The sequence below is a fragment of the Peribacillus sp. NJ4 genome (assembly GCF_030348345.1).
In the GTDB taxonomy this organism is placed as follows: Bacteria; Bacillota; Bacilli; order Bacillales; family DSM-1321; genus Peribacillus.
In genome coordinates this window covers 1,582,562-1,596,235 of record NZ_JAUCFQ010000001.1, presented here as the reverse complement: position 1 = coordinate 1,596,235, position 13,674 = coordinate 1,582,562, and the positions used below count along the sequence as shown (strand labels likewise).

The window sequence follows — 13,674 nt, the reverse complement described above, 5'->3', positions numbered from 1 at the left end:
ATCACCTATCTTTTATTATTTGGCATCAAACCATGTCGGCCCGAAAGCATAATCCACCTTAAGGGGCACGTTCAATTCAATGGCATTTTCCATTTCCTCAGGAACGATCACCTTAAGGATTTCGAGTTCCTCAGGAGGAGTTTCAAAAATCAATTCATCATGCACCTGAAGAAGCATTCTCGTTTTCAGCCCTTCACTTTTCAGGCGCTTATTCATATTTATCATCGCAAGCTTGATGATATCCGCGGCACTGCCTTGAATCGGCGTGTTCATCGCTGTCCGTTCGGCAAAGCTCCTGATGTTGAAATTCCTGCTTGTAATCTCAGGTATATATCGCCTTCTTTGCATCAGGGTCGTGCTATACCCTTTTTGACGGGCTTCATGTATGCTTTCTTCCATATATTCCTGAACACCAGGAAAGCTCCTTAAATACTTCTCGATGAACTCTCCAGCTTCTTTTCTCGTGATACCAAGACTTTGAGATAGCCCGTAATCACTTATACCATAAACGATTCCGAAGTTGACCGCTTTGGCTTGGCGCCTCATGTTCGAAGTGACTTCCTCCGCCGATACATGGAACACATCCATAGCTGTCCTTGTATGGATGTCCATCCCGGCCTGGAATGCTTCCACCAATCCGCTGTCATTGGCGATATGCGCCAGCACGCGTAACTCGATTTGAGAATAGTCAGCAGCAAAAATGATCCAATCCTTTTCGGAAGGAATGAATGCCTGCCTGATTTTCCTGCCTTCTTCCAGTCTGATCGGGATATTCTGCAGATTGGGGTCCGTAGAACTTAACCGGCCGGTCTGGGTCAATGCTTGGTTGAACCGGGTGTGAACCTTGTCCGATTTACCATTGACCACTTTAAGCAAGCCTTCAATATAAGTCGATTGCAACTTACCAAGCTGGCGGTAAAGTAATATTTCCTTAACGATATCATGCTGGCTCTCCAGTTTTTCCAGCACATCGGCTGAAGTCGAATAACCTGTTTTAGTTTTCTTCATGACCGGAAGCTCCAACTTTTCAAAAAGGATGGCCCCAAGCTGTTTAGGTGAATTGATATTGAAAGCCTCTCCAGCCAAATCAAAAATTCGCGCTTCGATGGTTCTTAAACGAATGGCTAATTCCTGCCCCATGTTTTTAAGCCGGCCTATATCCACCTTGATGCCCTGCCATTCCATATTCGCCAGGATGATCGACAGTGGAAGCTCCAGTTCCGTTAATAGATGATATTGCTCGAACTCTTGCAGCTTATCGATCATCGGTTCTTTAAGAGAAAGGATCGCCTTTGATTTTCTGGCGATATGCTCACTTAGTTCAGCTTGCTCAGGTATCTTGCGTTTTGCACCTTTCCCATAAAAAACATCATCGGTTTCAAGACGGATTGTACCTTGAGTTTTCGTGATTTCGGCCACTTCGTCCACTGACTCTGCCGGATCCAGGATATAGGAAGCCAAAAACACATCAAAATCGATGCCTTTTATTTCGACGCCTCGATGACGGAGTGCCACAACCGTACGCTTCGCATCGAAAACCGTTTTCTTTTTTGTTTCATCCTCTGCCCAAGTTTTAAATGCCGCGGAACTCAAGGCATCATCTCCATGGAAGTAAAAATGACCTTGTTCATTACTGATGGCAATCCCGATAATATCTGCACGATGATAATTATCTTCTAAAGTCTCAACATATAAAGCACTTTCATTTGTAAACATTCCTTCTGTCATTTCACCCGTGTGAACCTCTATCTTTTCCTGTTCAAGAGGTTCACTTTCCGTTACATCCAATTTATCGAGCAAAGTCGAAAAGCCAAGCTCTTTATAGAATGAGATGACTCGATCCTGATCTATGCCACTGTACTCGGTCTCATTTACAGAAACCTCAAGCGGAGCTTCCCTCGTAATTGTAGCCAGCTCTTTACTTAATAGGGCCAGGTCTTTATGTTCTTCTATTTTTTCTTTCAATTTTTGTCCGCTTACCTCATCGATCGACTGCAGAAGGTTTTCCACCGTTTCAAATTGATGCAATAACTTAAGTGCAGTCTTTTCACCAACACCCGGTATGCCGGGAATATTGTCTGAGGCATCTCCCATCAGCCCTTTTAAGTCAATGATCTGCAAGGGGGATAGACCGTATTTTTCATGTATATGCTTTGGAGTGTATTCCTCAATTTCAGTAATCCCCTTTTTCGTGATGGAAACCGTCGTACTAGGGGAGGATAATTGTGTTAAATCCTTATCACCGGAAATGACCTTCACTTCAAAACCATCTTTTTCAGCTTGTAAAGAAAGCGTACCGATAATATCATCGGCTTCGTAGTTCTCCAGTTCATACCTTTTTATTTGAAAACAATCAAGCAGCTCGCGAATGAATGGAAATTGCTCGGATAATTCAGGCGGCGTTTTTTGGCGTCCTCCCTTATATTCTTTAAATGACGCATGCCTGAATGTCGTTTTACCCGCATCAAATGCAACAAGTATGTGCGTTGGCTTTTCTTCTTCAAGGATGCGGTTGAGCATCATGGTGAATCCGTACACGGAATTCGTATGGACCCCTTTATCATTATTCAAGAGCGGAAGCGCAAAAAATGCACGGTAAGCAATGCTATTTCCATCTATGAGTACTAACTTTTTATCCAAATCCGTCTTCCTCCAGTCAATACAGGTTTATGTAGTTTTAGCTTCTATTTAAAAACGCAAAAAGCCGTTCATTTTCTTTCTCTATTCTACCATGAGTAGAAGCGGAAAGAAAAATGACGGCGACGCGGTTATTTAGTATTTCCCATTAACAAGCTGGCATAAGGGGAATCCGACGGCAGGATGATGACCGTTTGATCTCCAATGGTTTTTTTATAGGATTCAAGAGTCCGGTATAGTTTATAGAATTCGGGGTCTTTGGAAAACGACTTATTATAGATTTTCGCTGCTTCCCCTTCTCCTTCAGCCCTGATCACTTCTGCATCAGCTTCTGCAGTTGATAGCAATTCTTTCACTTTCCGATCAGTATCCGCAATGATACGGTTTTTCTTCGCATCACCTTTGGATAGGTACTCTTGCGCTTTCGATTCCCGCTCGGAAATCATCCTCTTGAAGACGGATGCTTCGTTTTCGGCGGGCAGGTCGGTCCGCTTTATCCGGACATCCGTCAAGCTGATGCCATAACTGTCCTTTTGCAGCAGATCGTTGACTTTATCCGTTATGCGGTCGTTTAGACTTCCCCTGGATGACTTCTCATCATTGATGATTTCATCATAATTCAGCTGTCCAAGCTCTGAACGAACTGCCGAATAGATGAACTCTTCCATTTTCGTTTCGGCATTCTCGAGCGTCCTTGCATTTGTAATCAATTTCTTCGGATCTTCTATTCTCCATACTGCATAGTTATCGATCAACATCCGCTTTTTATCTTTCGTATTGATTTCCGCTTCAGATACATCAGAACTCATCTGATACTTCGGCAAGGTCATCACACTCTGAATGAATGGCACCTTCGCCTTTAATCCCGGGGACTTATCAATCCTTACCACCTCTCCGAATTGACGGACGACTTTATATTCGCCCTCTTTGACGATATATACATTGGTGAAGATGATTAGCAGCAACGCGATGAAAATAATCAAGAAAATGCCAAATTTCACATAGCCTCTCCAATGAAAATCACCTTTTTTAAGCTCAGAGAAATCTACTATTTTTCCGCTCATTGTTTAACGCCCCCTTCCCCTGTCGCTTTTTCTTCCGATGCATTCCCTTTTTTCGTTCCTTCTTCAGGTGTAGCGGCTTCATCAGGAGCAGGCGTTTTTTTCGTTTCTTCCTTTTCAAGCGGGCGAAGCGGCAAGTACTTCATTGTGTTTCCATCATCATTCATGATATAAATCTCCGCATTCGGCAATACTCCTTCGAGGGTCTCAATAATAAGGCGGTCCTTCGTAATCCCCTTATTGCCCTTATACTCACTGAGTAATTTTTCAAAGACCGCAACATCCCCACGGGCAGCTTCCGTCCGGGCAGCTTTATCCCCATTAGCCTGTGAAATGATGGCGTCTTTTTCCCCTTCCGCTTCATTCATCCGTTTATTTTCATATTTATCCGCTTCGTTGACTTTCGTATTAGCCGTTTCACGGGCATCCGTTACATTGGTAAATGCTTTCCGAACTTCTTCATTCGGTAGCTCCACATCCTGGAGTTTAACCGCTGATATGGAAATCCCAACATCATATTTTTCCATTAGCTGTGACAACAAATCCCTTACATCCGCTTCAATTTGCGCTTTTCCAGATGTAAGTGCATCATCGATTTTCGTACTGCCGATAATGCTCCGTAACGCGGCTGACGTCGTATCATATAAAATTTTCTCAGGATCATCTGCATTGTACAGATATTTTGGAGGGTCTGTTATTTTCCACTGCACCACTAGATCTGCCAGCACAATATTTTCATCACCCGTAATCATTTTGGTCTCACTCGGGTAATCCGTCACCTCTCCATCCTCTTCCTTATATCCAAATTTAAGACTGAATGTTTCTTTCGATAATTTCTCGACCGTTTGGATCGGCCAAGGCAGTTTAAAGTGAAGCCCCGGTTCTGTTATCGTCTGCTCCACCTCACCAAACGTCATTATGACAGCTTGATCGGATTCATCAACCGTGTACCAGGTCGATATCGCAACTACACCCAAAATTAAAATAAGAAAGACTAGTCCCGTGATCGTATATATCCTTTTTAAGCTAACGATATGTATCACCCCTTCTTTGCTGTGTTATATCTTATTTACGCAAGAAAGGGCCTAAAGTTTCATAAAAATCAAATATTTTCCTAAGAAAATAGGATAGAGGAATGGTTCCCGGGGAATATAGCCAAAAATAAAAGACAGAGACTATGTGTCTCTGTCGATGTTTAACTCCTTGGATGAGGGGTTGTACAACCATTGTACCCCTGCATTATGAAGCGGGTTTTAAGAAATTGTAAAGGAAATGTAAATTGACAAACCCACTACATTTTTCCTTTTAAGCTTTTATTTAAAGTGACTGTAAAAGTCGTCCCCGTTCCAGGTGTGCTCTCCACGTTGATTTTACCTTTATGGACTTCTATTATATGCTTGACGATCGCAAGTCCAATGCCAGTTCCTCCTGAATCGCGGCTCCTTGCCTTATCGATCCGGTAAAACCGTTCAAAGATCCTCGGCAGTTCTTTTTCTTCGATGCCGATTCCGCTATCTTGAACCGCAATATCAACCGTCTGTTCTTTCTCCAAGATGTTCACGGTGACACTCCCGCCATTAGGTGTATAGGTCAATGCGTTGGTTATCAAATTAATGAAAACCTGTTTGATCCTGTCAGATTCCCCTTCAATGAATACCGGTTCCCGTGATGCTTTAATTTCAAGCGAGACTTCTTTTTCCCTCAGCTTCCCAATAAGCATTTCTTGGATTTCGCCAAGCACTTTCGTAATATCCACGACGCCTGCGTTCAAAACGAATTCCTGTTGCTCCATTTTAGATAAATTCAGAAGCTCCTGAATAAGTTCTTGCAGCCGATCACTTTCTTTCAGGATAATCGATAAAAAGTGCTTTAAGGTCTTTTCGTCTTTTAAAGCCCCATCCAACAAAGTTTCTGAAAAGCCTTTAATAGATGTAATCGGGGTTCTCAATTCATGGGACACATTAGCCACGAAATCCTTCCGCATCTGTTCGAGCCTTTTCAATTCGGTGATATCATGGAAAATGAGGAGAATCCCCTTCCATTCATCATGATTCCCGATGATTGGAGCCCCGTAAATTTCAAAATGTTTACGTTCGATGGCAAGTGGTATCTTCACCTGGCGTTTTATCGTTTTTTCCGTTCGAAAGATCTCTTCGATGATGGCAATCACTTCCTGGTCTTTAATGACCGAGTAATATTCCTGAAACAAAAACGTAGCGGCGTTTACATGGAAGCTTTTCTTGAATTCACGGTTGATTAAGGTGGTATACCCTTTACTGTCTATCAGCAAGACTCCACTACCGATATTTTCAACAAGTGTTTCCAAACGATCCTGATTCATTTCCCTCGCTATCTCTGTTTCCTGAAGATTCCTCGCCAATATGTTCAAGGAAGTTGTCAGCATTCCCGTTTCATCTGAATGTCGCCCGAATGTCCGAGTTCCATAATTCCCTTTTGCCAGTTCAATGGCTGCCATCGTCGCTTCCTCGATCGGACGGGTATAATATGAAGTGATTTTACTCGCAAGCATGAGAATGATGATCAGGGCGACTCCTAAACAAATGATCAATATTTGCCACATTTGTTTATTCACTTGATTGATGGCCTCTATTTCATTGCTATGAACGACAAAACCTTCAATCTCGCCATCCTTTTCAACCGTCTTCCAATAATAATGGAGGTCCGATTCCCCTTCAACCACTTCATACCCTTCCCCATGCTTAAGCCCTTTTTCCAAAGTTATTTTTCGAAGGACATTGGCATGACTTTTAAGTATTTCATTGGATGATGTCGAATCGTATAATATTTCCCCATTCGTGGAGAGTATGGTTAAGTTCGAATCTAAAAGGGGTGTCAGTTTTGCCGTCTTGCCTTTTTCCAAAAAAGACACGATCCCCCCATGCTCTTGAATATATGTAGAAATGAAAAATGTTTCGTTCTGTATACGCTCATTGAACGTTTTAATATAATAACTTTTGAACAAATGTCCTAATAAAAAGCCCACGGCCATCAGGACGACCATCACGAGCGTGATGAGGGTATATAAGAGCTTTTTACGGTAGGTCGTCATTCTTTTTTAGGCTCCTCAAGCTTATACCCCAAGCCCCTTATCGTTTTAATATATAGAGGTTTTTTTGTATCCTTCTCTATTTTTTCACGCAGATGGCTAATATGCACATCGACGATTCGTGAATCTCCCGCGAAATCATAATTCCATACCGCACTGAGCAGTTGGTCCCTCGTCAGCACTCTTCCTTTATTCTTCGCCAAGTATAAAAGTAATTCAAATTCCTTTGGAGTCAATTCTAATTGCTGTTCATCAAAGAATGCTTCGTATCGTTCCGGGAATACCTTCAATTCCCCTAATTTCAAGAGACCATCTTCCTGATCCTGACTTGAGTCACTGCCGTTCGATTGAAACTGGGATCTTCTTAATATGGCTTTAATCCGGGCCACTACCTCCCGTGGACTGAATGGTTTGGTCAAGTAATCATCCGCTCCAAGTTCAAGTCCCAGCACTTTGTCAAATTCATCGTCCTTTGCCGTCAGCATCAAGATCGGTATATTGATTTTTTGCTGGCGAAGCTCCTTGCATACTTCAAGCCCATCCATTTTAGGCAGCATCAAATCCAATACCACTAAATCGGGGCGTATATCCACAGCAGCCTGGAGCCCTTGTTCCCCATCCAAGGCCGTAATCACCGAATAGCCCGCTTGTTCTAAATTGTACTGAAGTAAGGTAACTATTGATTGTTCATCATCCACTACGAGAATTTTCTTTGACATTAGATCCTCCTGAATTATGTATTACCCCATAGACCAAATTCAGTCTACTCATCCACTTCCATTATAAAGAATATTATATGAAATTTACACATAAAAAAAACACATAGAAAGTTATTCCTACATTCAGTACCTCGCTAGAGTGGTTCCCGCCGCCTTTTTAAGCCGATAAAAAAACTGCCCGGATACTGGAAAGGGGCCTTGGCCTTCCCTTCCAGTATCCGGGCAGTCTGATCAAGAGATTGTTTTCACTATCCCTTATTGAAGAACTTGCATTACTGCTTTAACAGATTCAACTGATTTTGAAAGTGCCGCTTTTTCGTCTTCAGTCAATTCAAGTTCGATGATTTGTTCAATACCGTTCGCACCCAGTACAGTTGGCACTCCAAGGTAGATTCCTTCGAATCCGTATTCGCCTTCAAGATAAGCGATGGATGGAAGAACGCGACGTTGGTCTTTAAGGATCGCTTCAGCCATTTCCACTAGAGACGCAGCTGGTGCATAATATGCGCTTCCGTTCCCAAGAAGGTTTACGATCTCTCCGCCGCCAGTACGAGTACGAGCCACGATTGCTTCTAAACAATCTTGAGGGATCAATGTTTCCAAAGGAATTCCGCCAGCATATGAGTAACGTACAAGAGGAACCATATCGTCACCGTGTCCACCAAGTACGAAACCAGTAACATCTTTGACGGATAAGTTTAATTCTTGAGCTACGAAAGTACGGAATCGAGCTGTATCAAGAACACCTGATTGTCCTATTACGCGTTCTTTAGGGAAACCTGATTCTTTGTAAACAGTGTAAGTCATTGCATCAACTGGGTTGGTCAATACGATGATTGTCGTGTTCGGGGAATATTTAACCACTTCTTTAGTTACTGATTTCATAACTTTTTGGTTAGTTTGCACTAAGTCGTCACGGCTCATGCCAGGTTTGCGAGCAATACCGGCAGTGATGATCACTACGTCGGAGTCAGCTGTATCCTTATAGTCGGATGTACCGATGATGTTAGCATCAAATCCTAGAACCGGGCCTGCTTCCGCCATATCAAGAGCTTTGCCTTTTGTAGGGTTTTCAGCTTGTGGAATATCAACTAAAACGATATCACCAAGTTCTTTTTGAGCTGCTAGGAATGCTGCTGTAGCACCAGTGAAGCCGGCACCAACCACTGTGATTTTTTTTCGTTTAGACATGTTAATTTCCTCCTTAAAATATGTAAATACTTTTGGAATACTTTAAACATTTTCATGCACATATAATATAAGCCTCCTGGAAAGAAGCCCGTTAAGGCAATTTTCCAGAAAGCATGTAAGCAATTATTATTTAAGGTTTTTGATAAGCTCGTCAGCGAACTCAGAACATTTAACTTCTGTTGCACCTTCCATTAGGCGGGCAAAGTCGTATGTAACAACTTTTGAAGCGATTGTTTGTTCCACTGATTTCGTGATGCTATCTGCAGCTTCGTTCCAGCCAAGGTGCTCAAGTAAAAGAACGCCTGAAAGAAGTACTGAAGATGGGTTAACTTTATCAAGACCAGCATATTTAGGAGCCGTTCCGTGAGTTGCTTCGAAAATGGCATGTCCAGTTTCGTAGTTGATGTTTGCTCCTGGAGCGATACCGATTCCGCCAACTTGTGCAGCTAATGCATCAGAAATGTAATCTCCGTTCAAGTTCATTGTTGCAACAACATCAAACTCTTTAGGACGAGTCAGGATTTGTTGTAAGAAGATATCAGCAATGGAATCCTTAACGATGATTTTGCCTTCAGCTTCAGCATCAGATTGTGCTTTGTTAGCAGCTTCAGTGCCTTCAGCATCTTTAATTTTGTCATATTGGTTCCATGTAAACACTTTTTCAGCGAATTCTTGTTCTGCAACTTCATAACCCCAAGTTTTGAATGCGCCTTCCGTGAATTTCATGATGTTACCTTTATGAACAAGCGTTAATGATTTACGGCCTTCTTTGATCGCATAGTTAAGTGCAGAGCGAACAAGACGTTTTGTTCCTTCTTCAGAAATCGGTTTAATTCCGATACCTGAAGTTTCAGGGAAACGAATGTTTTTAACTCCGAATTCAGTTTGTAGGAAGTCGATTAATTTCTTAGCTTCGTCAGAACCTTTTGCATATTCGATACCAGCATAGATATCTTCAGTGTTTTCACGGAAGATGACCATGTCAGTGTCTTCTGGACGTTTAACTGGTGAAGGTACACCATCGAAGTAACGTACTGGACGTAGACATACGAATAAGTCCAATACTTGACGCAATGCAACGTTCAATGAGCGGATACCGCCACCGATTGGAGTTGTAAGGGGTCCTTTAATAGCGATTAGATATTCGTTAATGACATCAAGAGTTTCTTGTGGAAGCCATTCGCCTGTTTGGTCAAATGCTTTTTGTCCAGCTAAAACTTCTTTCCATTCGATTTTCTTTTCGCCATTGTAAGCTTTTTCAACTGCTGCGTCTAAAACGCGAGAAGCTGCTGCCCAGATATCAGGACCGATTCCGTCTCCCTCAATATAAGGAACGATTGGGTTGTTTGGTACGTTAAGAGCACCGTTAGTAACTGTGATTTTTTGGCTTTGTGTCATGTCTCTTACCTCCGATTCAAATTCAAAGGTTAGATGGCCTGCCATTAATTGAGGCAGAACCACTAACCCTTTTTACTCACATCTATTAATTTACTACAAATTCGTTGAAATAAAAAATATTTTCTCGAAAAACTTTTAATTAGCGTTTTTCGATCGGTACGTATTTTTGCATACCTGGTCCAACGTACTCTGCACGCGGACGGATAAGGCGGTTGTTTGAATATTGCTCAAGGATATGAGCAATCCAGCCTGAAGCACGGCTTACAGCAAAGATTGGTGTAAATAGGTCATGCTCGATACCTAAACTATGGTATACGGAAGCAGAATAGAAATCCACGTTCGGCGGAAGATTTTTTTGACCAGTTACGATTTCATTAATTTTGATGGACATATCATAATATTGCGGTTGTCCAGTAAGTTCAGTCAGTTTTTGAGACATTTCTTTAAGGTGTTTAGCACGTGGATCACCTTTACGGTATACACGGTGGCCAAAGCCCATGATTTTTTCTTTATTGGCTAATTTTTCGTTGATATATGGCTCAACGTTATCCACTGTACCAATTTCTGTAAGCATTTTCATGACTTGTTCGTTAGCTCCGCCGTGAAGTGGGCCTTTTAAAGCGCCGATGGCAGAAGTTACGCCAGAATAGATATCAGCTAAAGTAGCCACACAAACGCGTGCAGTGAATGTGGAAGCGTTCAATTCATGGTCAGCATGAAGAACCAATGCTTTGTTGAATGCTTCTTCTTCGATTGCCGTTGGTTCATTACCGCTTAACATATATAAGAAGTTAGCAGCAAAGCTTAAATCTGTACGTGGCGCAACCGCTTCTTTACCTTGACGGGTGCGAGCGAAAGTGGTTACCAATGTAGGGATTTTTGCTTGGATGCGGATTGCTTTACGATAGTTAGCGTCTTCACTCATTACATCTGCTTCTTCATCATAAAGACCAAGAAGAGATACTGCTGTGCGAAGAGCTCCCATTGGATGTACTTTATCAATTGGGTATGTTTTAAAGTGATTAACCACTTCAGCTGGAATTTCAGCATTTTCAGCAAGTTGTTTAGTTAATTCTTCTAGTTGGCTTTTGTTCGGAAGAGCTCCGTGCCATAAAAGATAGATTACTTCCTCGAATGTTGCGTTTGCAGCCAAATCATCGATGTCATATCCTACATACGTTAATGTATCATCGATAATGGAGCTTACTGATGAAGTTGTTGCTACCACACCTTCAAGACCTTTTGTTGCTGTCATACTAAATCTCTCCTTTTCCTAAGTATTCCCCTATGCCCTTGCTCATTGCGTATAAATATAGCGCTTCCAAGGAATTAGCTATTATATACAACCATCTATTTTTTAGCAGAAGACATACATCTTGTATTGGAAGCGTTCACAGAATATGACCCCAACAATAGTAAAATGTACGATAATCTTTAATAAGAAAATCTAAAAATAATGCTTGTAGCTATTCCTAGTGAGCGCTTGCTCAATAACTACATCTTTTTTTTAAGATTCCTCAAAATATCAATGATATTCTGAATCCCTTTTTAATAAATCAGAGCAGTTACATGATTATTATAAACAATAAACACTTTTTTGGGAATGAAAAGCACCTAAAATGTGAAAAAATTATTATTTTATTAGAAAAATTAGCTACATATTCTCTTGCTTTTTTTTATGGGATTTTGAAAAAATGCCACAAAGCAGAATAAATGAAACATTAGATAGAAAATTTTATTCTCAAGATTGACGACCCCATCTATCATTTGCCAACGCTTCATTTAAAAAAATTGAAGATCTGCATGCATAAATAAGCAATTCCCGCCCCGATTAACGGACCGACAGCCACACCTTTGAATAATGCGACCGCAAGAATCGTCCCAAAAACAAGAGCCGTGGTAATGTGCGGATCATGTGATAGGAGGGTAATCCCATTTTTCGCTATGAGTGCAACCGCTATACCAGATGCAAGCGCAATCCAGGCATAAGGAGATTTAATGGCGTCACCGAGCTCTTTGAAACCTATCGTCCCATTCGCTATGGGTATGAGTACGGAGATCGTAATGATCGTAACGCCCAAGTTTATTCCCTTCGCTTCCAGATACGGAAACACTTTAGTATCGAGGCCGATCAGTTTCATGCTTAAAAGAAAACCCGCAGCCATGATCAGTGACGTATTTTTGCCAAACCAACCGATTGCTGCAAGTAAAATTAAAAATACAACAGGACCGTTTATCATTCTCCCTTCACCTTCTTTCGTCATTTTTGTTATTTTAACATAACAAACTCCCCTCTTTCCTGAGAAAAGATCGAATTCTGGAGCAATGCATCATCGGAAAAAATTTAAGCGAAAGACGAAAGAATCTTTCCTTTCTTTTCCATACTCGTTACAATTATAATACAAACTTTATGATTGAAGGAGGATATGTCTTGAATCCAGTATATATAAATCGTTTCATTCGTTCTTTACTGGTCGTCGGAGGGATAATCTTAGGTGGAATTGCCTTGTTTTATTTATCTAAATATACATATCCATTCATCATTGCCTTGATAATCGCTTTCTTGATGAACCCTCTGGTCACTTTTTTCGAAAGGAAAGGAAGGCTGCCAAGAGGATTGGCTGTATTCGTTTCCCTTTTACTCATTTTCCTTTTATTTGCGGGTCTTATCACCTTACTGGTTACCGAGATCATATCAGGGACCAATTACCTTGCCGGAGTCATACCAAAGCACATTGAGACTATCGTGGACTATATAGAAACATACATCGCGTCCACCGTCATCCCTTTATATAATCAAATAGCTGCCATGTTCAATAATTTGGATATCGAACAGCAAGATACAGTCCTCAAGAATATCCAAAATATCGGTGAATCCATCACTACCGGAGTAAGCGGCTTCATTCAAGCGTTCTTGAAGAACATTCCGACAATCATCGGATGGTTTCCCACTACAGCAACGGCACTCCTCTTTACCCTACTGGGCACATTCTTCATCAGTAAAGATTGGGATACCTTTGGGCGCATGACCGGAAAAGTGTTGCCTGATAAGATTTTTGCAGGTGCCAAGCGTTTATTCAGGGATTTAAAACGTGCTTTGTTTGGTTTTATCCGTGCACAATTCACTCTTGTTTCATTGACGACCGTTACGATTCTAATCGGATTTCTCATTTTAGGGGTGAATTATTCAATTACCATTGCCCTGATATGCGGATTGGTCGATATCATCCCCTATTTAGGGACAGGAACCATTTTCATTCCTTGGATCATCTTTGAATTCATCGCTGGAAATACAAGTCTCGCAATCGGTTTGTCCGTCCTTTACATAATCGTTGTTGTCCAGCGTCAGTTAATAGAGCCAAAAGTTCTTTCTTCCAGTATTGGTTTGGATCCGCTTGCCACTCTCATCGCCTTGTTCATCGGCTTCAAATTGATTGGTTTCCTAGGTCTGATCGCAGGTCCTGTCGTTCTTGTCATATTCAATACACTTCAGCGTGCCAATGTCTTCAAGGCCATATGGGCTTTCATCATCGGTCCGGATACAAAGAAAACCACATAAGTAATCCCGCTATCTTTATACCTTATAGCATTCTCCCATCTC

10 protein-coding genes are annotated in these 13,674 nt (G+C 41.5%); 1 reads left to right on the top strand and 9 read right to left on the bottom strand.

Features of this window, described 5'->3' with window-relative positions; genetic code table 11:
* Nucleotides 1-15: 15 nt before the first annotated feature.
* The 9 genes from polA to QUF94_RS07960 form a co-directional block, all read right to left on the bottom strand.
* Nucleotides 16-2,640, bottom strand: a complete 2,625-nt coding sequence (gene polA / locus QUF94_RS08000; RefSeq protein WP_289315391.1) for a DNA polymerase I — start codon at nt 2,638-2,640, stop codon at nt 16-18.
* A 128-nt stretch (nt 2,641-2,768) separates the two neighbouring features.
* Nucleotides 2,769-3,701 (bottom strand): protease modulator HflC, encoded by a 933-nt coding sequence (gene hflC / locus QUF94_RS07995; protein WP_289315390.1) that lies wholly within the window; start codon nt 3,699-3,701, stop codon nt 2,769-2,771.
* Nucleotides 3,698-4,732 (bottom strand): FtsH protease activity modulator HflK, encoded by a 1,035-nt coding sequence (hflK, locus tag QUF94_RS07990; protein ID WP_289318319.1) that lies wholly within the window; start codon nt 4,730-4,732, stop codon nt 3,698-3,700. Before hflK ends, hflC begins: the two co-directional genes overlap by 4 nt.
* A gap of 257 nt (nt 4,733-4,989) precedes the next feature.
* On the bottom strand, nt 4,990-6,768 hold the full coding sequence (pnpS, locus tag QUF94_RS07985) for a two-component system histidine kinase PnpS (RefSeq protein WP_289315389.1): 1,779 nt from the start codon (nt 6,766-6,768) through the stop codon (nt 4,990-4,992).
* Nucleotides 6,765-7,484: a response regulator transcription factor gene (locus tag QUF94_RS07980; protein WP_289315388.1), complete on the bottom strand. Its 720-nt coding sequence runs from the start codon at nt 7,482-7,484 to the stop codon at nt 6,765-6,767. Before QUF94_RS07980 ends, pnpS begins: the two co-directional genes overlap by 4 nt.
* Nucleotides 7,485-7,739: 255 nt before the next feature.
* On the bottom strand, nt 7,740-8,675 hold the full coding sequence (gene mdh / locus QUF94_RS07975) for a malate dehydrogenase (RefSeq protein WP_289315387.1): 936 nt from the start codon (nt 8,673-8,675) through the stop codon (nt 7,740-7,742).
* Nucleotides 8,676-8,801: 126 nt separating this feature from the next.
* Nucleotides 8,802-10,118 (bottom strand): NADP-dependent isocitrate dehydrogenase, encoded by a 1,317-nt coding sequence (gene icd / locus QUF94_RS07970; RefSeq protein WP_289315386.1) that lies wholly within the window; start codon nt 10,116-10,118, stop codon nt 8,802-8,804.
* Nucleotides 10,119-10,212: 94 nt separating this feature from the next.
* Entirely contained in the window at nt 10,213-11,328 is a 1,116-nt protein-coding gene (gene citZ / locus QUF94_RS07965) for a citrate synthase (RefSeq protein ID WP_289315385.1), read from the bottom strand.
* Nucleotides 11,329-11,851: 523 nt separating this feature from the next.
* On the bottom strand, nt 11,852-12,313 hold the full coding sequence (locus QUF94_RS07960; protein ID WP_289318318.1) for a DUF441 domain-containing protein: 462 nt from the start codon (nt 12,311-12,313) through the stop codon (nt 11,852-11,854).
* A 191-nt stretch (nt 12,314-12,504) separates the two neighbouring features.
* On the opposite strand from QUF94_RS07960, the gene ytvI reads away from it, so the two are divergent.
* Nucleotides 12,505-13,632 carry a sporulation integral membrane protein YtvI gene (gene ytvI, locus QUF94_RS07955; protein ID WP_289315384.1) on the top strand — a complete coding sequence of 376 codons (1,128 nt, stop codon included), beginning with the start codon at nt 12,505-12,507 and terminating at the stop codon, nt 13,630-13,632.
* Nucleotides 13,633-13,674 lie beyond the last annotated feature (42 nt).